This window comes from Flagellimonas sp. (assembly GCF_965222555.1).
Classification (GTDB): domain Bacteria; phylum Bacteroidota; class Bacteroidia; order Flavobacteriales; family Flavobacteriaceae; genus Flagellimonas.
Window position 1 is genome coordinate 266,007 of sequence record NZ_CBDCUG010000004.1, and the last position, 22,744, is coordinate 288,750.

Annotated in this window: 18 protein-coding genes; 14 read left to right on the plus strand and 4 right to left on the minus strand. The window is 39.3% G+C overall.

Going from position 1 to position 22,744, the window contains the following annotated elements:
• The first annotated feature begins 3 nt into the window (after window positions 1-3).
• The 3 genes from ACOQO1_RS05655 (at window position 4) to ACOQO1_RS05665 (ending at window position 2,916) form a co-directional block, all read left to right on the plus strand.
• Window positions 4-1,182 carry a Gfo/Idh/MocA family protein gene (locus tag ACOQO1_RS05655; RefSeq protein WP_420601892.1) on the plus strand — a complete coding sequence of 393 codons (1,179 nt, stop codon included), beginning with the start codon at window positions 4-6 and terminating at the stop codon, window positions 1,180-1,182.
• Window positions 1,183-1,318: 136 nt separating this feature from the next.
• The gene (locus ACOQO1_RS05660; protein WP_420601893.1) at window positions 1,319-2,311 is read left to right on the plus strand and encodes a sterol desaturase family protein; all 993 of its coding nucleotides are present in this window, start codon (window positions 1,319-1,321) and stop codon (window positions 2,309-2,311) included.
• A 68-nt stretch (window positions 2,312-2,379) separates the two neighbouring features.
• Window positions 2,380-2,916, plus strand: a complete 537-nt coding sequence (locus ACOQO1_RS05665) for a YybH family protein (RefSeq protein WP_420601894.1) — start codon at window positions 2,380-2,382, stop codon at window positions 2,914-2,916.
• Here ACOQO1_RS05665 and glmM read toward each other — a convergent pair.
• Window positions 2,913-4,304, minus strand: coding sequence for a phosphoglucosamine mutase (gene glmM, locus ACOQO1_RS05670; protein WP_420601895.1), 1,392 nt, complete (start codon window positions 4,302-4,304; stop codon window positions 2,913-2,915). The genes ACOQO1_RS05665 and glmM overlap by 4 nt on opposite strands.
• Before the next feature lie 91 nt (window positions 4,305-4,395).
• On the opposite strand from glmM, the gene ACOQO1_RS05675 reads away from it, so the two are divergent.
• The 4 genes from ACOQO1_RS05675 to ACOQO1_RS05690 all read left to right on the plus strand — a co-directional run bounded on the left by ACOQO1_RS05675 (window position 4,396) and on the right by ACOQO1_RS05690 (window position 8,133).
• Window positions 4,396-4,989 (plus strand): ACP phosphodiesterase, encoded by a 594-nt coding sequence (locus ACOQO1_RS05675; protein WP_420601896.1) that lies wholly within the window; start codon window positions 4,396-4,398, stop codon window positions 4,987-4,989.
• Window positions 4,977-6,662, plus strand: coding sequence for a gamma-glutamyltransferase (gene ggt, locus ACOQO1_RS05680; protein ID WP_420601897.1), 1,686 nt, complete (start codon window positions 4,977-4,979; stop codon window positions 6,660-6,662). The genes ACOQO1_RS05675 and ggt overlap by 13 nt, the downstream gene beginning before the upstream one ends.
• A gap of 11 nt (window positions 6,663-6,673) precedes the next feature.
• Window positions 6,674-7,588 (plus strand): ATP-grasp domain-containing protein, encoded by a 915-nt coding sequence (locus tag ACOQO1_RS05685; RefSeq protein WP_420601898.1) that lies wholly within the window; start codon window positions 6,674-6,676, stop codon window positions 7,586-7,588.
• Between the two features lie 104 nt (window positions 7,589-7,692).
• On the plus strand, window positions 7,693-8,133 hold the full coding sequence (locus ACOQO1_RS05690; RefSeq protein WP_420601899.1) for a hypothetical protein: 441 nt from the start codon (window positions 7,693-7,695) through the stop codon (window positions 8,131-8,133).
• Window positions 8,134-8,223: 90 nt separating this feature from the next.
• Here the strand turns inward: ACOQO1_RS05690 and ACOQO1_RS05695 are convergent, their stop codons facing one another.
• Complete coding sequence (locus ACOQO1_RS05695) at window positions 8,224-9,123, minus strand: LysR family transcriptional regulator (protein ID WP_420601900.1); 900 nt, start codon at window positions 9,121-9,123, stop codon at window positions 8,224-8,226.
• A gap of 68 nt (window positions 9,124-9,191) precedes the next feature.
• Between ACOQO1_RS05695 and ACOQO1_RS05700 the strand changes: the two genes are divergently transcribed.
• Entirely contained in the window at window positions 9,192-10,115 is a 924-nt protein-coding gene (locus ACOQO1_RS05700; protein ID WP_420601901.1) for a DUF1338 domain-containing protein, read from the plus strand.
• On the opposite strand, the gene ACOQO1_RS05705 is transcribed toward ACOQO1_RS05700, so the two are convergent.
• Complete coding sequence (locus ACOQO1_RS05705) at window positions 10,099-10,866, minus strand: XRE family transcriptional regulator (RefSeq protein ID WP_420602465.1); 768 nt, start codon at window positions 10,864-10,866, stop codon at window positions 10,099-10,101. The two genes, ACOQO1_RS05700 and ACOQO1_RS05705, sit on opposite strands and share 17 nt — an antisense overlap.
• 100 nt (window positions 10,867-10,966) lie before the next feature.
• Between ACOQO1_RS05705 and ACOQO1_RS05710 the strand changes: the two genes are divergently transcribed.
• Complete coding sequence (locus ACOQO1_RS05710; RefSeq protein ID WP_420601902.1) at window positions 10,967-12,229, plus strand: putative DNA modification/repair radical SAM protein; 1,263 nt, start codon at window positions 10,967-10,969, stop codon at window positions 12,227-12,229.
• A gap of 43 nt (window positions 12,230-12,272) precedes the next feature.
• On the plus strand, window positions 12,273-13,049 hold the full coding sequence (locus ACOQO1_RS05715) for a TIGR03915 family putative DNA repair protein (protein WP_420601903.1): 777 nt from the start codon (window positions 12,273-12,275) through the stop codon (window positions 13,047-13,049).
• A gap of 26 nt (window positions 13,050-13,075) precedes the next feature.
• Here the strand turns inward: ACOQO1_RS05715 and ACOQO1_RS05720 are convergent, their stop codons facing one another.
• A complete protein-coding gene (locus tag ACOQO1_RS05720; RefSeq protein ID WP_420601904.1) occupies window positions 13,076-13,600 on the minus strand; it encodes a hypothetical protein in 525 nt (174 codons plus the stop codon).
• Between the two features lie 147 nt (window positions 13,601-13,747).
• On the opposite strand from ACOQO1_RS05720, the gene uvrA reads away from it, so the two are divergent.
• From uvrA to ACOQO1_RS05740, 4 genes are all read left to right on the plus strand, one after another.
• A complete protein-coding gene (uvrA, locus tag ACOQO1_RS05725; protein WP_420601905.1) occupies window positions 13,748-16,609 on the plus strand; it encodes an excinuclease ABC subunit UvrA in 2,862 nt (953 codons plus the stop codon).
• A gap of 14 nt (window positions 16,610-16,623) precedes the next feature.
• Complete coding sequence (locus ACOQO1_RS05730) at window positions 16,624-17,310, plus strand: TIGR00730 family Rossman fold protein (protein ID WP_420601906.1); 687 nt, start codon at window positions 16,624-16,626, stop codon at window positions 17,308-17,310.
• Window positions 17,311-17,326: 16 nt separating this feature from the next.
• The gene (locus ACOQO1_RS05735; RefSeq protein WP_420602466.1) at window positions 17,327-20,158 is read left to right on the plus strand and encodes a metalloprotease; all 2,832 of its coding nucleotides are present in this window, start codon (window positions 17,327-17,329) and stop codon (window positions 20,156-20,158) included.
• A gap of 158 nt (window positions 20,159-20,316) precedes the next feature.
• Window positions 20,317-22,725, plus strand: coding sequence for an alpha-ketoacid dehydrogenase subunit alpha/beta (locus ACOQO1_RS05740; protein WP_420601907.1), 2,409 nt, complete (start codon window positions 20,317-20,319; stop codon window positions 22,723-22,725).
• The last annotated feature ends 19 nt before the right edge of the window (window positions 22,726-22,744 follow it).

The window sequence follows — 22,744 nt, forward strand, 5'->3', positions numbered from 1 at the left end:
AAAATGAAACGAAGAGATTTTGTAACAAGCACTGGCATGGCCGTTGCAGGGATATCTGCCATAAATGCGGGGATACTATATCCATCAAAGAGTAATGTTATCAATATTGGTATCATAGGCACTGGCGATCGCGGAGGTGGGCTAATTCCCATTATCAATAAAATTGAAGGAATGAAAGTAACAGCCTGCTGCGATATACTACCCTTCAGATTGAAAAATGCAATGGGGAAAGTTGAAGGCAAGGCAAAGGCTTACTCCGATTACAAAACGCTCTTAAACGATAAAAATATCGATGCAGTTTTGGTAGCCACCCCATTTAGTGAGCATTCCCAAATAGCCCTTGATGCCTTGGATGCCGGAAAACATGTGTATTGCGAAAAAACGATGGTAAAGGGTTATGAAGCCATAAAAAGTTTAGTTGCCAAAGCTTCAAAATCAAAGCATATTTTCCAGACAGGACACCAATATCACAGCTCAAGGCTGTACTCTCATGTGGTTGATTTAATTCAGAATGGAAAAATTGGAAAAATAACTGCCATTGAATGCCAATGGAATCGAAATGGAAATTGGCGTAGACCTGTTCCAAGCCCTGAATTGGAAAGAGCTATTAACTGGCGCATGTACAAGGAATTCTCTGGGGGATTACTGGCTGAACTCTGCTCACACCAATTGGATTTTTGTAATTGGGTGTTGGATGCAGTGCCCTCCAAAGTAGTTGGAGATGGTGGTATTGATTATTGGAAAGATGGTCGGGAGACCTTTGATAATGTCCATATGATCTATACATATCCCAACGGGGTAAGGGCAAAATTTACTTGCTTGACCAGCAATTCAAAGGACGATTACCAAATAAAAGTTCTTGGAGATAAGGGCACAATAACCATAGATTACACAAAAGCATGGTTCTATCCGGAGAAAAAAGAAAAATCCAAGGAATTGGGAGAAGTTGATGGCGTTTCTGGTGCTACCATTAAATGGAACCAGGACAAAGGTGCTCCCATTGAGGTAGAACATTTGGACCCTAGCAAACAGGCATTACTAGATTTTAAGCAGAGTATTTTGAGTAATACCATGCCAAAATCCAATGTTATCAGTGGTGCAAAGGCTGCAATTTGTGTACAGATGGGATTGGATGCAGTTCACAATGGGAATGTGGTCCATTGGAAAAGTGGGTTACTTTAACGAAGACTTACTTGAAACATGCTAACTGGCCCAATTGCAGAATGTTAGTTGGGAAAAATGACTTATTGATAAGCCGTATAACGCTGTTTGTCTAAATTTTGCAAAGCTTAAGCACTAAATTCCATATACTTCAGGTATGGAAATCTTATCAACATTACTGGAAGAAATAACTGGGTTTTTAGGGATAACCCAAGCTTTGGAAATTCTAAAAAGCGGGGACTATGCTGCATTCAAAACTTATGATGGTATTGCGTCACTCATATATCCCATAATTCCATTGTTGCTTTTATTGGAATTTGTGGTGGGGTTGATTTATAAAAAACCACAAATCAAAGTCTACAAAGTAAATTTCCTTATTTACATCTTCAATCGGTTTGTTGGGCGTTTTATAGCCATAGCCATGGTAACATTTTGCATTGGGGTTTTTAGTTCCTACGCCATTTTGAAAACAAGTAACACATGGTATTGGTTTATCTATGCCTATGTTGTTTGGGAATTGGGTCATTTTGTATATCACTACCTAGGACATAAAGTGCGACTTTTTTGGTGTCTGCATTCCACACACCATGCTCCGGAGGAAATGAACCTCTCTGTTACGCATGCGCACTTTTTTTTGGAGGCCCCTTATGCCGATACCATCCGTACGACGGTATGCATCCTCTTGGGAGTACAACCAGAGCTTTTGTTTACCGTAATGTTTATTGATGGAACGTATGGTGCCTTTATCCATATTGGGGAAAACCTTATTAAAGATGCCAGGTTTGGATTTTTGAACAAAATCATGCTTACTCCATCCCATCATAGGGTACACCATGCCAGAAATCCGTTATATATGGACACCAATTTTTGTAACCTTCTCAATGTTTGGGACAAAGTTTTCGGGACATATCAGGAAGAACAAAAAAGTGTACAAATTGAATATGGAATCACACGAGAAATGGATTCCGGAAATTTTATTGATGTCTACTTCGGTGAAATCATAGCTTTGGCCAAGGATGTTGTTAACGCCCCAGGTCTAACAAATAAATTTCGTTATCTAATAATGCCTCCTGGGTGGAGTCATACCGGAGATCACAAAACAGCAAAAGTTGTACGAAGTGCCTATTTAGAAAGTAATTTGGACGCATAAACTTTTCTTAAAGTTGTTAGCTTCCAAGAGATTGTTTCATAAATTATCTCCAATTCAAAAATCAAAAAATGAAACATCTCTTTACTATCACACTATTTTTAATGGTAGGTTTTGCATCTGCCCAGCAAAATGAAGTTCCAAAAGAAATTATTGAATCCATCGAAACTGATGTCTGGATTCCTTTTATGGAGGCCTATGCCGATTTGGATTCGGATAAATTAAAATCCATTCACACCAAGGATATTGTTCGAATAACCATTGATCAGAACGAAATTAAGACGGGTGAGAGCTATTTGGAACACTTTGGAGGTTTTCTAGACAACGTAAAACAACGTGGAGGTCAATTGGGTATTGCATTTGCTATTCTTTCCACAGCTATGGATGAAAGCCAAGACCTAGCATACCAAACAGGCTACTATCGATTTAGCTCAAAACGAAAGGATGATGAAAATTTGGTGCCTCGCGGCTACGGTTATTTCAACGTAGGCCTAAGAAAGGAAAACGGTACATGGAAGTTATGGATGGATTCCGATAAAAGAACCGATATTTCCCATTCCGATTTCCACGATGTGGACATCATTTATGATCTGGATAAACAGCTTTAATCCAACCCGGCCACTTCTTTGATTTCACCAATAATTTTGTCTGCCAGACCATCTGCTTCCGCTTGGGATTTTGCTTCGGTATAAACCCTAATTATAGGCTCGGTATTTGACTTACGCAGATGTACCCAATTCTCAGGGAAATCAATTTTGACCCCATCTATGGTTGATACCTGCTCATTTTTGTATTTGTCATTCATGGCACTCAACAATGCATCAACATCAAGATCAGGAGTAAGCTGTATTTTCTTTTTGCTCATAAAGTAGCTGGGGTAGCTAGCTCTCAGCTCTGCCACCGTGCCTCCTTTTTCCGCCATCAACATTAAAAATAAGGCAGTTCCAACCAAGGCGTCCCTTCCATAATGACTCTCCGGATAAATGATTCCACCGTTGCCCTCTCCTCCTATTATGGCATTGTTAGACTTCATCTTGGTGACGACGTTGACCTCCCCAACAGCTGCAGCATCATAAGTTCCCCCGTGCTTTTCCGTAATATCGCGAAGTGCTCTGGTAGAGGATAAATTGGAAACTGTGTTTCCTTGGGTCTTGCTCAATACGTAATCCGCACAAGCCACCAAAGTGTATTCCTCACCAAACATTTCACCATCATTGCTGATAAATGCCAATCGATCCACATCCGGATCTACCACAATACCAAAATCGGCTTGTTCCTTTACCACCAAATCACAGATATCTTTCAAGTGCTCTTTTAGTGGCTCCGGGTTATGTGGAAAGTGACCGGTTGGGTCGCAATACAATTTTATTACCTCTACTCCCAATTCTTCCAATAGTTTTGGAATGGCAATTCCCCCTGTGGAGTTGACACCATCAACAACCACTTTAAAACCTGCTTTTTTGATTACTTCTTTATCAACAAGGGAAAGGTTCAATACTTCATCAATATGCACATCGATATAGGAATCATTTTTGGTGATTTTACCCAAATCATCCACCTCCGCAAAATTGAAGTCTTCTTTTTCAGCCAGTTCCAAAATCACTGCTCCCTGTTTTGCATCCAAAAACTCACCGCGCTCGTTCAACAGTTTAAGTGCGTTCCATTGTTTTGGATTATGACTTGCGGTTAGGATAATTCCGCCATCCGCTTTTTCCAAAGGAACGGCTATTTCAACGGTTGGAGTCGTAGAAAGGTCCAAATCAATCACATCAATCCCAAGTCCTACCAAGGTAGATACCACCAAATTCTGAATCATCTCACCGGACAAACGCGCATCACGGCCAATTACCACGGTCAAATCATCCTTTCCTGAATACTCTTTTAGCCAAGTACCATATGCAGCCGCAAATTTTACGGCATCTATTGGGGTTAAATTATCACTGGTTGTACCTCCGATGGTTCCTCGTATTCCAGAAATTGATTTGATCAGCGTCATAATTGTTAAAAAGTTTTTGCAAATATAAAAGCCTATCCCCTATTGAAGGTTTCTAATTTGTAAATTTCACAAAGAAATCAAAATTGTACCCGTGAACTTTCTTGCCCACATTTATCTGTCCTTTGGCGATAAGGAAATTACCTTGGGCAATTTCTTTGCAGACCATATCAGGGGGAATAAATTCAAACATTTCCCTGAAAAAATTCAAAAAGGAATTTTATTGCACCGGGAAATCGACACGTATACAGACTCCCATCCCATTGCAAAACAGAGCAGCAAAAGGCTTCATAAAAATTACAGTCATTACAGTAGGGTTATCGTGGATATTTTTTATGATCATTTTTTGGCCAAAAATTGGTTCAACTATTCAGATGTTCCCTTGGAAAAATATGTTGATGATTTTTATGACCTGTTGGAAGATAATTTCAATATGTTGCCTTTGGCTACCCAACGTATGATGCCCTATATGATCACGGACAATTGGTTGTTGAGCTATTCCAATCTTAAAGGGATTTCAAAGGTTCTTGACGGAATGAACCGAAGGACAAAAAATAAATCCAAAATGAATTTTGCCGTTTTGGACCTTGAAGAACATTATGAAGCTTTTGAAAACGAATTTGTGCTGTTTTTTGAAGAATTGATTACCTTTTCCCACCAAAAATTTATCTCTCTATGCGAAGACTGATACTTGTAGTCCCATTTCTACTATTATTCATAAACTGTAAAAAACAACCAGCCCAACCAACTGGATTGATTACTGAAAAAGCCATGGTGGTCTCAGCCCGTGAAGAAGCTTCCAGAATAGGCTCTGAAATTATGGAAAAAGGTGGTAACGCCTTTGATGCCATGGTAGCAACAGAACTGGCTTTGGCCGTTGCCTATCCCTTTGCAGGAAACCTTGGAGGAGGTGGATTTATGGTCTACCGGAAGAACAATGGAGATCTAGGGGCAATAGACTATAGGGAAAAAGCCCCTCTTTCTGCTCACAAGGACATGTATTTAGATTCTTTGGGCAATGTGATTCCAGATATGAGCACCGTAGGTGCCACTGCTGTTGGTGTACCGGGAACAGTGGCCGGAGTTATGGAGGTACACAAAAAATTCGGCTCCCTGCCCCTATCCGATATTATGACACCTGTCATCAAATTGGCCAAGAAAGGTCTAGTTGTTACCGAAAAACAAGCAAAAAGATTGGAAAGCTATCGAGAACGTATTATTGCCGTGAATGGTGACAGTACCAAATTTGCCGCTACCTATCAAGCTGGAGATACCATAAAATATCCTGCTCTTGCAAAGACGTTGGAAAAGGTTCTAGAAAAGGGAAGGGATGGATTTTACACAGGAGAGATTGCCGAAAAACTAGCAACATTTATACAAGAAAAAGGAGGGTTTGTTACGGAAGAAGATTTGGCAAAGTATGAAGCCAAATGGAGACAGCCCGTCGTCTTTAAATATAAGGACTTACGAATCATTTCCATGAGTCCACCTAGTAGTGGTGGAGTAACCATCAACCAAATATTCAAGATGCTGGAACCCTATAATATTTCTAAGTATGGGCATAACTCGGTCAAGTCCATTCAGTTATTTACCGAAGCCGCCAGACGTGCCTATGCCGACCGCAACTACTTTTTGGGTGACCCAGATTTTGTGGATATCCCCTTGGATGTGCTGTTGAGCAACTCCTACCTCGAAGAACGTATGCAGAATTTTTCCTTTGACAAGGCAACGCTATCCTCGGAAGTATCCCATGGTGAAGTTGAAATTATTGAAAGTTCTGAAACCACACATTACTCTATTGTGGATAGTGAAGGAAATGCAATTTCGGCTACCACAACATTGAATGGAGGTTATGGTTCAAAACTATATTCCGATGAGCTTGGCTTCTTTTTGAACAACGAAATGGATGATTTTAGTGCCAAACCGGGAATCCCCAATATGTTTGGACTCATTGGCGCAGAAGCAAACAGCATAGCTCCCGAAAAACGCATGTTGAGCAGCATGACTCCCACTATTGTGGAAAAAGATGGTAAACTTTACATGGTTGTGGGTACCCCAGGAGGTTCAACCATAATTACCGCTGTTGCCCAAACAATTCTCAACGTATATGAATTCGATTTGAGCATGCAAGAGGCGGTGAATGCACCTAGATTTCACCACCAATGGCTTCCAGATTTAATTTCGTTTGAAGAAGAAGGGTTTTCAGATAAGGTGAAAACTGGATTGACACAAAAAGGATACGAAATACATGAGGGCAGAAATAGAATCATTGGCAAAGTTGATGCGATAAGAGTTTTACCCGATGGCAGTTTGGAAGGTGGAGCAGATAAACGAGGTGATGATACTGCAGTAGGCTTCTAAATTATGGTATAGTGAACTACGATGTTGTAATCCTTACCGATCCAAGGTATGTAAATCCCCAAGAACGTAATCCAAGCATAGAAAATGTACTCTTAGAGGATCAACTTGTTCTTGATGCACTAAAGCAATTAGAGCTTAATGTTACAAGAAAGTCGTGGGACGACCCTGATTTTGATTGGACAACTACAAAATATGCAATTTTCAGAAGTACTTGGGACTGTTTCAATCGTTTTTCGGAGTTTTCCAACTGGTTGAATCATGTTTCCAGCAAAACAAAGCTCATCAACTCCAAAGAACTCATTAATTGGAATATAGATAAGCACTATATGAAAGATTTGGCTGCCAATGGTATTGCCATTCCCAAAACTTTGTTCATAGAACAAGGTCAAAAAACAACATTATCCGATACATATAGAGAGGCCATTGAAAATTATGGTTTCAACAAAACCGCCATGGTGCTAAAACCGTGTATTTCGGGTGGTGCAAGACACACTTATAAGATTCTTCCTTCGGAAACAACACAATACGAGGAGCTTTTTCAAGAATTAATCGCCAATGAAGCCATGATGCTGCAAGAGTTTCAACATAATATTGTAACCAAAGGGGAAATATCCATGATGGTCTTCAACGGTAAGTTCACTAATGCTGTTTTGAAGATTGCAAAGCAGGGAGATTTTAGGGTGCAGGACGATTTTGGTGGCAGTGTTCAAGAATATAACCCTACTCAGGAAGAAATTAGCTTTGCGGAAAAGACTGCAATGGCCGCCCCAGAAATCCCAATTTATGCCCGGGTGGATATTTTTAGGGATAACGACGGGAATCTAGCCTTGGCGGAACTGGAAATTTTTGAACCAGAGCTATGGTTTAGGCTTTTTCCAGAAGCAGCAAATATTTTGGCAACTAGTATAAAGAAAAGACTGTTTTAATTTGAATCCACTCAAAAAAGAACCAAAATCAGTCTCCATGATCTAGGTCATTGGAAAGATTGCACTTGGCTCCTACTTTAGTTCCTAATTAAAATATAGAAGTCATGGGTAATTTTAGCAAGTTTATGGTTTTGATCTGGGTAATGGTCTTTTGTACAACAGCATATTCCCAAAAAGGAATGGGAGAATCGGATGGCTTGGCAAGTCAAAAGGCAATCCCCGATTTTGTAACATTAAAGGGAACAGTGCAAGAAATTAAAAGAGGCCCCTGTACGTTCACCGTTGGTAAATCCATCTCAGGAACGCATTTGCTCATCAAATCTGATGAAGCTGTTTTTAATGTACACTTGGGACCAACCACAAAAATCTACAATTTTGTTTCTGATAGTAAGGATAGTGAAGTAGAAGTCACAGTTTTTAGAACAAAAAAACTACCAAACAACCACTACATTGCCAAAGAGCTTGTATATAATAAAGATACTTTGATGCTTCGTGATGGCTATCTTAAACCTTTTTGGGCCAATAGAAAAGGCAAGGAATTATAGAAATAATAAACCAAATAAAGAAGAGGCTATAAGGCGAAGATATCCCTGGTTCTTCTTTCTTGAATTGTTGCGGTTGCTATTATACCTGGGTTATATTTTTGACCCCAATAATTTTAGAAAAATACCAAGTGCCTCGTTGTTTGTTTTCTTTTTCCACACTGCAAAAAGTTCAGTTTTAAAAGGTTCATCCTCCAATTCAATGAACCGTACTTTATATTTAGTTGCCAGGGTAAGGGATTTTGGCACAACGGAAATACCCAATCCACTTTCCACCAGTTTAAAAATAGTAGGACCATGAATGGATTGGTGCGAAATTTTCGGCATAAAGCCATGACTGGCGCATAAACTTATAATTTGTTGGTAATATAACTGACTTTGTTGATTGGGAAAAAGAATAAAAGATTCTTGGGAAAACTGTTCTATACTCTTAAAGTTTGCATTGGTAATGGGATGTTCCTTGGGCAATACTACACAGAGATTCTCCACTGCCACCGACTTAAAATTCATGATTTCGGGTACTTCGTTAGATCTCATGAAACCAATATCCAATAGATTTTTTTCAAGCTGTTCCAATTGAATTTGATTACTTCCTTCTTGTAACACAAATTTGATTTTAGGATGCCGTTCACTCAATTCTTTAATTTTCTTTGGAAGGTATTCTTGCATCGCAGAACCCACAAAACCAATCTTCAACATGCCAGAATGCCCCTCCAGTGCAAGGTTCCAACGCTCCATGGAACTATTTAGCTGACCAATAACAATCTCGGCTTCCTTTTTGAACAACTGACCTGCTCGGTTTAATTCTACACTTCTGTTGCTCCTTTTAAAAAGTGGCTGCTTCACTATTACCTCAAGTCTTTGGATTTGTTGACTCAATGCTGATTGCGAAATCAACAAACGCTCCGCCGCATGCCCATAATGCAAAGTCTCCGCCAAAACAAGAAAATAGTGCAGGTGCCTAATTTCTAATTGATTATTTAAACTAATCATTTATTATAAAATAATAATTAAATGTGATTAAATATACAATTAGTTTTGTACACAAATAAATTCGTGCCATGCAATTCAATGACAATACTCCATTAGAAATCGTTCTAAAAGCCATTTTTGACCCATATAAAGAAAGTGTTTCAGATGTGGAAACCATCAGTGCTGCAATAATCAACAAGGGCTTGATCCATAAGGAAGAAGATATCATCAACGATCATATTGCGTTCCGAACGCTAGGTGTTCCCAACCTTGGTATTAAATCCTTGGAAAAAATCTTTCTTGCTTATGGTTACCAAAGAAAAGATGCATTTTACTTTGAAGAAAAGAAATTGGATGCCTATTGGTACGCACCACCAAGTCCAAAGTATCCAAGAATTTTTATAAGTGAGCTAAGGGTCAATGATTTAACCCAAAATGCACAATCCATCATTAAAAAACATACACAACATATTGTAAAAGACCCTGTTGATGCCCTCAATTTTGATAACCCAAACGAAGTTGGGCAGTTCTTTTATCAACCACTATGGGAAGCTCCTACCGTGGATGATTTTTTGGAATTGGGTAAGGAAAGTGAATACGCTGCCTGGGTAATTTATAACAGGTATTATTTGAATCATTATACCATAAGTGTACATGCCTTACCAGAGCCTTACAACAAACTTGAAAAGTTCAATGCCTTTTTAGAGGAGATTGGCATTGTGCTAAACACAGCTGGAGGCAAAACAAAAACCAGTAAAGATGGTCTTTTAAAACAAAGTAGTTCAGTTGCCAAAATGGTCAATGCCACATTTGCCAACGGTGAGCAAATGAAAATTGCCGGTAGTTACGTGGAATTTGCGGAGCGATTACCCTTACCTGAGTTCCAAACAATGGACAAAAGTCTTTTAAAGCGTGAACACTTGCGTGAAGGTTTTGAATCTGCCAATGCGGATAAGATATTTGAAAGCACCTATGACGAACAGGTAAAAAAGACGGTTACGTATCACTCTTAACCTGCCCTACCTGCTTTTTCAATTCCTCCATAGATTGTTGGAGCTGTCGTAGCAACCCAGTTTCCGTAGTGGCATCAACATTGAAAGTTAGCTTACTGCTTACCTCCCATATTTCCTGTATCTGAAAAGGTTTAATGTCATATGGAGGGTAGGTTTCGTTAAGGGACACCAAGGTAATATTATTGGAATTTGGCTTTCTTTCAATCTTTTTCACCATTACAGAATCCTGTAGGACAACTACATACATTTTATTTGAACTTACATGATCAATATGTTCTATCGCCCTGGCCAACACCCATTCTCCAGGTCTTAAATTGGGCAACATACTATCCCCTTCTACCTGAAATCCACGATAAGTCGCATTTCTAAACTCTGGAATGGGCATATCAAAGGCAGGTAATTGTTGGTACCAGCTTGTATCTTGAATATTCTGTGGATAGCCGGCAGCCGCCTTGGCGTTGACCAAGACCATATTATCTTGCTCTGCACTATCAACGGTTACTACTTTAGGAATCACACTGGTTTTTGAAGTTTCCAAATGTTTTTGGTCACTTTCTCCAAACAACCATAATGGATTGATTTTAAACTGTCGCAACAATTCGGCCACTACTTTACCAGATAACTTGGTTCTCCCCCGCTCTATATCGGCCGTGGTATTTTTAACACCCAACAACTGTGCAAACTCGGTTTGGGTACGGCCCAACTCCCTTCGTATCTCTATAAATCGTTTTAAGGTCAGTTCGTTCTCCATACTACAAAAATAGACTTTTTGGATTATTTCCAAAATATTTATTGGATTATTTCCATTATTTGGAATATTTCCATAATTTTGATTGGAATATTTCCAAGTAATGAATTTTAAACGCATTCAAGAAAAACTGAACATTCTAGCCGACGCTGCAAAATATGATGTGTCCTGTGCCAGTAGTGGCAGTGATCGCACCAACAAGGACAATGGGTTGGGGAATGCGTCCAGAATGGGCATCTGCCACAGTTATACGGAGGATGGTAGATGTATATCACTCTTGAAAATCCTGTTGACCAACCATTGCATTTATGATTGTGCCTATTGTGTTACCCGTAAAAGCAATGATGTACAAAGAGCCGCTTTTAAAATTCAAGAAGTTGTAGATCTCACCATCAATTTTTACCGAAGAAATTATATTGAAGGGCTCTTTCTGAGCTCAGGAATCTTCAAGAATCCAGATTACACCATGGAGCGTTTGGTTGCCGTTGCCAAAAAACTTCGAAAAGACGAAAATTTCAATGGCTACATCCATTTAAAGTCTATTCCCGGGGTGAGTGATGAATTGATGTATGAAGCTGGATTGTACGCGGATAGACTTTCTGTTAACATAGAGGTGCCCACCATTTCCGGTTTAAAGCTTTTGGCTCCAGATAAAAAACATGAAGACTTTACCAAGCCCATGTTAAAAGTTAAAAACGAATTGAACCGCTATAAAAATGAGCGAAAAGTCATTAAAAGCACTCCAAAATATGCCCCTGCAGGACAAAGCACCCAAATGATTGTTGGCGCTTCCGGTGAAACGGATAAAGACATTATGTATTCGGCAACCTACTATTATAAAATGTATCAAATGAAAAGGGTCTACTACTCTGGCTATGTTCCCGTTTCCAATGATAGCCGTTTGCCGTCCATTGGATCTCAAGTTCCCATGTTACGGGAGAATAGATTGTACCAAACGGATTGGCTTCTTAGATTTTATGGTTTTGCAGTCAATGAAATCCTGAATAAAGAACATCCCAATTTGGATGTTGATATAGACCCTAAACTGTCTTGGGCGCTAAGGAACCTACATCATTTTCCGGTGGACATCAACAAAGCGGACAGGCCATTATTGGCCAGGGTGCCAGGAATTGGTATGCTATCGGTTGATAAAATTATAAAGGCCAGGCAGTTTCGAAAATTAGGATGGGAACATCTTAAAAAGATAGGTGTGGCACTCAACCGGGCCAAATATTTTATTGTTTGTGATTCTAGAAACTGGGAACGTCGGGATTTGGATGCTGATAAAATCAAAGGACTGATTCTACAGAACTCACAAGGTAAATTTAGAAAGCAATACAGTCAACAATTGCAATTATTCAATTGATATAATGGAATTAAAAATAAGAAACATCAAAAACGAATAGATTATGAACCCATCTAAAACCCTCATTTACGACGGAAGCTTCAATGGCTTCCTTACTGCAATCTTCGTGTCCTTCGAAGAAAAAATTAATGTGGCCGACATTCAGCGGAACTCGCAAGGTCAAAACGGACTGTTTTCAGAAACGGAGACTATTTTCACCAATGTGGAAAAGGCCAAACGGGTATGGAACGGTATCCGAAACAAGAGCCATAATGCCATTACCAATGTCTATTTCGCTTTTTTGAGCGAAGCCGAAGGAGTAGAACTTACCCTTTACACCTATATCCAAAAACTAATGGCCTCCAAAAATGGTAAGCAATTGGATTATTCGGATGGCATTGTGCTGCGTATTTCCCAATTGGCCCGTTCTGTTGGGCGTGAAAAACATAGGATGGAAGCCTTTGTTCGGTTCCAGCTCACGAAGGATGATATTTACTTTGCCAACATTGAACCTGATTTTGATGTGCTTCCATTGATTTCAAAACATTTCAGAAATCGATATGCAGATCAACAATGGCTGATTTACGATGTGAAACGGAAATATGGTATTTTCTACAACTTGGAGCATGTAGAAATGGTATCCCTAAACTTAAAGCAGGTACATTTCAATAAAATCCATAAAAGTGATGCTTTCTTAAGCGAGGAATACGATTACCAAACCCTTTGGAATGATTATTTCAAAAGCACTCATATAAAATCAAGAATCAATAGGAAATTACATACCCAACATGTACCTAAACGGTATTGGAAGTATCTTTCGGAAAAGAAAGAAACTGCGTAGATTTTAAATTAAGGCTATTGATTACCTTACTTGCTCCGTTCTCCCACAAAATGGTCGCCCTTGTTTTTAAAGAGTACATTGAATGTGGTCAAACTTCCATAGATTCGGGTAATGTATTGCTGTAGATCAATTTTTTCCTGATCATCCAGGTTTTTACTACTATTAATTTTTTGTTCCATTACTCTGATACGGTCCCGGACCATAACAATCTTATGGAAAAAAGTATCAATGGGCATTTCCTTGTTGGCCAAATCATCTCCTGGCTCCAGAATCAATTTACCCCCTCGCCATTTATCTGCAATGGCCACTTTCTCATGGGTGTCGCTCCACTTTTCTAAAATACTTACCAGTGAGCGTTCCACATCAAAAAAGCTTACAGTGTCTACTTCATCCTCTACCCCATCAATAACTTCAAATTCTGAATCCAAGTCAATGGTTTCCAGACCATTTTCCAAAAAAGTTACCCAATAATGTTTGGAAGTAACGTTGGTCACAACACCTTTTCCATATTCCGAATGGTCAATTCTAGAGCCAATGCCCAATAATTTCATAGTAAAAAAAGCTTATAGGTCACTCCGAGCGTTGTCGAGAAGCAACACGTTTATCATGAACCCAAAAATACATCATCAATTAACAAAAACGAAAACAAACCTCACTTCCTTTTTAAGCTTCAAATGTGTACTTTAGCATCTTGTGCTATGATTAACTACGAAGAAAATATTGAGGTCAAGGGAGCAAGGGTCCACAACCTAAAAAACATAGATGTCACCATTCCACGGGAAAAACTGGTCGTTATTACCGGGCTCTCCGGGAGTGGAAAATCATCTTTGGCCTTTGACACCATTTATGCTGAAGGACAACGTCGATACATTGAAACCTTTTCTGCCTACGCAAGACAATTTTTAGGCGGTTTGGAACGCCCTGATGTTGATAAAATAGACGGTCTTTCTCCCGTTATTGCCATTGAGCAAAAAACCACCTCAAAATCCCCTCGTTCCACGGTGGGCACCATTACCGAGGTTTATGATTTTTTACGTTTGCTTTTTGCCCGTGCCGGAGATGCTTACAGCTATAATACCGGCGAAAAAATGGTCAGCTACAGCGATGAGCAGATTAAAAACCTGATCATTGACATTTACCGGGAGAAGAAAATAAACATCTTGGCCCCTGTGGTCAAATCCAGAAAAGGACATTACCGAGAGCTTTTTGAACAGATTGCAAAGCAAGGTTTTGTAAAAGTGCGTGTTGATGGTGAAATTTTGGATATCACCAAAGGCATGAAGGTGGATCGTTACAAAACCCATGATATTGAGATTGTCATTGACCGTTTGAAAGTAATGGAAAGCGAAGATTTCCATAAACGGTTGAATGAAACCATTAATACGGCCATGTATAGTGGCAATAACGTTCTCATGGTCTTGGAGGAAGGTGAAGAAACCCCGCGCTACTTTAGTAGAGATTTAATGTGTCCTTCATCTGGCATCTCCTATCCTACTCCGGAACCGAATACTTTTTCGTTCAATTCACCAAAGGGTATGTGCCCAAAGTGTAATGGTCTGGGCCATGTGTTTGAGGTCAACGAACAAAAGATATTTCCCAATAAAGATTTATCCATCAAAGCTGGTGGAATTGCCCCATTGGGTGAGTATAAAAAATCCTGGGCCTTCAAACAGTTGGAAACTATTGCTCAACGCTATAAGTTTGAACTGACGGATCCCATAAAAAAAATACCTTCAGATGCCATGGAGGTTATTCTGAACGGTGGTAAAGATAGTTTTGAGGTCGATTCCAAAACCTTGGGTGTAAAACGGCAATATAAAATTGATTACGAAGGAATTTCCAACTTCATCAAAACCCAGTTTGATGAAGCCAATTCCACCTCCATAAAACGATGGGCCAAAGAATATATGGACAAGGTCTCCTGCCCCAATTGTGAAGGTGCGCGATTACGAAAAGAATCCCTCTATTTTAAAATTGGAGAGAAAAACATAGCAGAATTGGCCCAACTGGATATTGCTGAGCTGGCCACATTCTTCAATGAGCTGCAGAACAATCTGGAAGGCAATCAAAAGAAAATTGCGGAGGAAATTGTCAAGGAAATCAAGACACGAATTCAATTTTTATTGGATGTGGGACTGGATTATCTATCACTGAACAGAAGCTCAAAATCATTGTCCGGAGGGGAAGCGCAACGTATTAGACTGGCCACACAAATTGGGTCTCAGTTGGTTGGAGTGCTTTATATTTTGGATGAACCGAGCATTGGATTGCATCAAAGAGATAATGAGCGCTTAATCAATTCCTTGGTATCACTTCGTGATATTGGAAATTCAGTAATTGTAGTGGAACATGATAGGGACATGATCGAACATGCCGACCATGTAATTGATATTGGTCCAAAAGCTGGACGACATGGTGGAGAGATAATTTCCGAAGGAAGACCTGAAGACTTAAAGCAACATCATACCCTCACTGCTGAGTATATTACCGGTGAAAGGGAAATTCCTGTTCCGCAAAATCGAAGAAAAGGAACTGGAAAGAAAATAATGATTACAGGTTGCACGGGAAATAATTTAAAAAACGTTACCGCAGAATTTCCGCTAGGGAAACTTATTGGGGTCACTGGGGTATCTGGTAGTGGAAAATCCACCTTGGTCAATGAAACCCTCTACCCTATCATGAATGCCCACTACTTCAATGGGGTCAAAAAACCTATGCCCTATAAAAAGATAACGGGATTACAACATATTGATAAGGTCATTGATATCAATCAATCACCCATTGGTAGAACTCCACGCTCCAATCCCGCAACCTATACTGGTACTTTTAGTGAGATTAGGGCCTTGTTCGCTAAAACCACGGAAGCTACCATAAGAGGTTATAAACCAGGAAGGTTCAGTTTTAATGTAGCCGGAGGAAGGTGTGAAACATGTCAAGGTGGTGGCCTTAAAGTCATTGAAATGAACTTTTTACCCGATGTTTATGTGGAATGCGAAACCTGTAACGGGAAGCGTTTCAATAGGGAGACTTTGGAAATAAGGTACAAAGGAAAATCCATTGCGGATGTCTTGGAAATGACCATTAATGAAGCTGTTGATTTCTTTGAAAATATTCCCAAAATCCATAGAAAACTTAAGACCATCAAAGATGTTGGTCTGGGTTATATTTCTCTTGGACAACAATCCACTACCCTATCTGGAGGTGAAGCACAACGGGTAAAGTTGGCTACTGAACTTTCCAAAAGGGACACTGGAAACACATTTTACATTCTAGATGAGCCTACTACAGGGCTACACTTTGAAGACATTAGGGTACTTATGGAAGTTTTGAACCAATTGGTAGACAAAGGAAATACTATTTTGGTCATAGAACATAATATGGACGTTATCAAAATGATGGACCATATCATTGATATTGGGTACGAAGGTGGCCGTGGTGGTGGAATGATCGTTGCCAAGGGAACTCCTGAAGAAGTAGCCAAGGACAATAAAAGTTATACAGCCAAGTTTTTGAAGAAGGAGTTGGACATTTCCAAGCGCAAGATGGCGCCTGCGGTTTAATATAAAATATACATATGCGAAAAGAACAGCATCACAAGGGATGGAATGAGATAAAGACAAACGATTCATGGGCCATATTCAAAATTATGGGTGAATTTGTCAACGGATTTGAAAAAATGAGTGCTATTGGACCCTGTGTTTCAATTTTTGGTTCCGCACGGACAAAGCCGGGAGACCCCTACTATGAACTTTCTGTTAAGGTTGCCCAAAAAGTTGCAGAAGCGGGCTATGGTATTATTACCGGAGGTGGCCCTGGGATTATGGAAGCGGGTAACAAAGGTGCTAATTTGGCCGGGGGCACATCGGTTGGACTCAACATTGACCTCCCTTTTGAACAACACGATAATCCATATATAGATGATGATAAGAGTTTAGATTTTGACTACTTTTTTGTCCGGAAAGTAATGTTTGTTAAGTACTCTCAAGGATTTGTAGTAATGCCTGGCGGCTTTGGAACTTTGGATGAACTGTTTGAAGCCATCACTTTGATTCAAACCAATAAGATACATACATTCCCGATTATTTTGGTAGGGTCAAAATTTTGGAGTGGACTTTTTGATTGGGTCAAGAATACGATGTTGGAGGCTGGGAACATAAGCCCAAAAGATCTTGACCTTATAAAAATTGTGGATACTGAAGAAGAAGTTGTCCAAATCATTGATGCATTCTATAAAGGACGCAACCTAAGCCCTAATTTCTAAACCGCAAACTTTGGTTATCAAGAATTTTATTCAACGTATTGTATTCCTTCTATGTTTCTTTCTCTGCTATTTGGCAGCAGGTCAACATAGAAATGAAATCAATGCTACTTTGGATGATACAACCAACGAAATTCAGATAACACAAAAGCTTACCTATCATAATGGCTCTGATAATGGTCTTTCCGTTCTTTATTTTAATGATTGGAACCATGCCTACTCAAATAAAAATACAGCATTGGCCAAACGCTTTGCAGAAGAGTTTAAACGTAGTCTGCACTTGGCAAAAGACAAGGAAAGAGGGTATACCAATATCATAAGCATAGTAGACGATAAATATACAGGCCTAAATTGGAACCGGCTTGGGAACAAGGACATTATCCAAGTTCAGTTGGCAAACATCCTGGAACCGGGCCAATCCGTTCAGCTTTTTTTGACTTACAAAATAAAACTTCCCCATAGCAAATTCACTTCCTATGGATTCAACCCCAATGGAGAATATTATTTAAAGGACTGGTACTTAACCCCAGCTGTTTATGATGGTGAGTGGAAGCTATATGATAATATGAATTTGGGTGATCTTTTCACGGATGTTACCAAAACGACCATTAACTTCACTTATCCAGAAAAACTCTTTTTATCCACCAATTTCAATGATTCTGGAAGTACGAGTTTTCCAGGTGGACAACATTTGCAATTAAAAGGAGACAACCAAAAAAGTTGTGAGATAATTTTAACCAGAACCAAGAGATTCACTAAGCATATTACCCAGTTTCTCACGGTTACCACGGACATGGAATCCAATAAGTATGATGTGGCGTCACAAGGCATCTCTATTAGCAAGATCATTCAGTTCTTGAACAAGAACCTTGGCCATTATCCGCACTATAATCTGTTGGTTAGTGAACTTGACTATAATAAAAGTCCTTTATATGGTATTAGTCAATTGCCATCTTTCATAAGGCCCTATGAAGCGCAATTTCAATTTGAAATGAAGTTTTTGAAAACGGCCCTGCATAGTTTTGTTAAAGAAACACTGTTTTTAGATTCCAGAAGAGAGCGTTGGGTCAAAGATGCCATTGAGAACTATCTTATGATCAAATATGTGGAGGAATACTATCCTAACCAAAAGCTTGCGGGTAAATTATCAAGACTCTGGGGGTTTAAAGGTTTTCATTTGGCCCAAATGGATTTTAATGAACAATATGCCCTGTTGAGCATGCTCTCCGCTCGAAAAAATATTGATCAAGCATTGACAACCCCAAACGATTCACTTATTAAATTCAATGAGAAAATCGCCAATCGATATAAAGCGGGATTGGGAATGTCCTATCTGTCAGAATATTTAGGTGGAAAAAAAATAGATAGTAGCATATTATCATTTTATAAAACCCATAGTTTAAACTCAAAAGTAAAGGCCTCGGATTTTAGGGAAACCATAGAGCAATTCGCTGAAAAAGATATTGATTGGTTTTTTGATGAATATGTTTCCACCAGAAAAAAAATTGATTACAAAGTAAAGAGAATTGACAAAACGGAGGATTCAATCACTTTTGTCATAAAAAATAAAAGAAGGACTAAAGTTCCTATTTCTTTATTTGGCCTTAAAAAAGATTCTGTTGTTTCAAAATATTGGTTTTCTGGGATTGATACTTCCAAAACCTTTACAATTCCCCGAAAAGGAGAGGATCGTTTGGTGTTGAATTACGACCAAAAAATTCCTGAATTCAACCAAAGGGATAACTGGAAAACCCTAAATGGCTTCTTTTCAAGCAATAAGAAGTTGAAATTTCAATTTTTCAAAGACACAGAGGATCCATATTACAATCAGGTTTTTTATGTTCCTGTAGCAAATTTCAACGTATATGATGGGATAACTCCAGGCCTAAGAATCTATAACAAGACGTTTTTAGAGCGACCTTTTCAATACGATTTAGCTCCCACCTATTCTTTTTTGGAAAGAACACTTGTAGGTAAGGCCAGTTTCAGATACCGAAAGTATCATGGTAAAAGTGGGCTCTACGTTTCCAACTATTCTTTTTCAGGGTCAACCTCTCATTTTCAGGTAAATTCACGTTTTACAACATTGACTCCGGCCGTCATCTTTGGATGGAGGCCCGATGATTTGATTTCCAACAGAAGGCAATCGTTACTTTTTAGGTATCGTAGTGTTTTTAGGGATATTGATCAAAATATCATGGACCAAATAGATACAGATCCTGATTATTCAGTATGGAACGTTAGGTTCAGGGATGTGGATAATAATATTTTAAATTACACCTCTTGGTTTTTAGATGCCCAACATTCAAGCGATTTTACCAAACTGGCATTTGAACTGGAGTACCGAAAACTTTTTGAAAGCAATAGGCAGCTCAACCTACGTTTTTATGCAGGTAAATTTTTAAGAAATAATACAGATTCCGATTTTTTCAGTTTTGCTTTGGACAGACCAACAGATTATTTGTTCGATTTAAATTATTTGGGACGCTCGGAGAACTCAGGACTTTACAGCCAGCAGATTATTATTGCAGAAGGCGGCTTTAAATCACAGCTGGAAAATCCATTTGCAAATGATTGGATTGCCACTACCAACGCCAGTACCAACATCTGGAGGTGGGTAGAGGCCTATGGCGACTTGGGCGTTATCAAAAACAAAGGACTGGACCCACGGTTTGTTTATGACTCCGGCATACGACTAAATCTCGTTACGGACTACTTCGAACTCTATTTCCCAGTCTACTCTAACAGAGGTTGGGAAATTGCACAACAAAACTATGGCGAACGAATACGCTTTATAGTGACCATAAGTCCAAGGACCCTCATCGGGCTCTTTACCCGAAAATGGTTCTAATTTGATATATCCTCAAAAAGACCCCCTCAAAAAGGACATATTTTAAATAATTCTATTTTAGAACTGCATTTTGTTGACAAATTATCACTATGTTAACATATTTTGTTATTGTAAGATTGAACGCGATTTAGTATTTTTGCAAAAATCTTTCATAGCCTATGAAGCCAGATTCCCAAACTAGCAATGACATTTCTTTTGATGATTTCCAATCACAAATTCTACAAGATTATGAGATTGCAGTGACCAGCAGGGAATGTAGTCTTTTGGGAAGACGGGAAGTTTTATCCGGAAAGGCCAAGTTTGGAATCTTTGGCGATGGGAAAGAACTTCCTCAATTGGCAATGGCCAGAGCATTTCAGGATGGAGATTTTAGAAGTGGTTATTACAGGGATCAGACTTTTATGATGGCCCTTGGGTATTTAAGTCCCAAAGAGTTTTTTCATGGCCTATACGCTACTACCGACCTAGAAAAAGAGCCTATGAGTGCAGGTCGGCAAATGGGTGGGCATTTTGTTACTCACAGCTTGAATGAAGATGGCACATGGAAAGATTTGACCAAACAAAAGAACAGTAGTGCTGATATTTCTTGTACTGCGGGCCAAATGCCTCGTCTACTGGGATTGGCTCAAGCTTCCAAAATATATCGAAACTTAAAGGATATTGATCAGACAAACTTTTCCAATAGCGGTAATGAAGTTGCTTGGGGAACTATTGGAAATGCTAGTACCAGCGAAGGCCATTTTTTTGAGACCTTAAATGCTGCTGGGGTAATGCAGGTGCCTCTGGTCATGTGTGTTTGGGATGATGCTTACGGAATCTCCGTTCCTGCTGAATTTCATACCACAAAAGGAGATATTTCCGAAATCTTGAAAGGATTACAACGAGATGAGAATGGTGAGGGTTTTGAAATCTTAAAGGTTAATGGTTGGGATTATACCGCTCTTATTCATGCTTTTGAAAATGCTTCGGATATTGCCAGGGATAATCATATCCCTGTCTTGGTCCATGTTACGGAACTGACTCAACCACAAGGACATTCAACTTCAGGTTCGCACGAACGTTATAAATCTGAAGAACGTTTGGAATGGGAAAGAGACAACGATTGCAACAAGCGATTCAAAGAATGGATTATTGAAAACAAAATTGCCACTGAACAGGAGTTAAAGGGCCTAGAAAGAGAAATAAAGCAAAAGGTACGTGCCTCAAAAAAAGAAGCTTGGGCAGAATTTTTGAGACCCCATTTAAATGCGAAGAAGCAACTTGTACAATTACTGGAAAATGCTGCTAACAAAAGTTCCAACCGTTCTTTCATCTCTAAGATTAAAAATGACCTTATAGCCATTGAGGAACCCCTTAAAAAAGATTTAGCATCCAAAGCTAGAAAGGCAATGCGATATCTTATAGGAGAAACCACACAGGAAAAAAAGTTGCTCCAACAATGGATTGAGGGCTTTATGGCTTCCTCACAACCAAAATATAGTTCTCATCTCTACAGCGAGCTTTCCAAGAATGCTACAAACATTGAAGCTTCAGCACCCATATACCCAGATAACGTAGAAGAAGTTGATGGCAGAATAATTCTTCGGGATAATTTTGATACAATTTTCAGTAAATACCCACAAACCATGGTTTTTGGAGAGGATACTGGAAATATCGGTGATGTTAACCAAGGGCTTGAAGGATTACAAAAGAAGTACGGGGAGCTGCGTGTGGCAGATACCGGAATTAGGGAAACAACAATTATTGGACAGGGAATTGGACTTGCCCTCAGAGGATTAAGGCCAATTGCAGAGATTCAATATCTGGATTACATTCTCTATGGGCTGCAAACGCTGAGTGATGATTTGGCAACATTGTTATATCGTACCGTAGGAAAGCAAAAAGCACCACTTATTATTAGAACCCGTGGACATCGGTTGGAAGGCATATGGCATTCAGGGTCCCCAATGGGTGGTCTTATACATTTATTAAGAGGAATGTATATTCTAGTACCACGGAACATGACCCAAGCCGCTGGTTTTTACAACACGCTTTTAAAAAGTGATGAACCAGCTTTGGTTATAGAAAGTCTTAATGGCTATCGACTTAAAGAGAAAAAACCTAATAACCTTGGCGAATTCTGTACACCAATAGGTAAAGTTGAAACATTAAAAGAAGGAACGGATATCACCTTACTGTCTTATGGGTCTACATTACGTATTGTGGAAAAGGTCGCACTTGAATTAATTGAGGTTGGTATTGATGCTGAAGTCATAGATGCGCAGTCATTACTTCCCTTTGACCTTAGTCACGATGTGGTAAAGAGCCTTAAGAAGACCAATAGACTATTAATTATTGATGAAGATGTTCCTGGTGGGTGCTCGGCATACCTTTTACAGGAAATTATAGAAAAGCAAGGTGGTTACCAATATCTTGACAGTGCACCACAAACACTTACAGCAAATGCACACCGTCCGGCTTATGCTTCGGATGGAGATTATTTTTCAAAGCCCAATGCTGAGGATATCTTTGAAAAGGTCTATGCAATAATGCATGAAAGCAATCCGGAAGAATATCCAAAATTATAGATAAAAGAAGGCCCGCTTA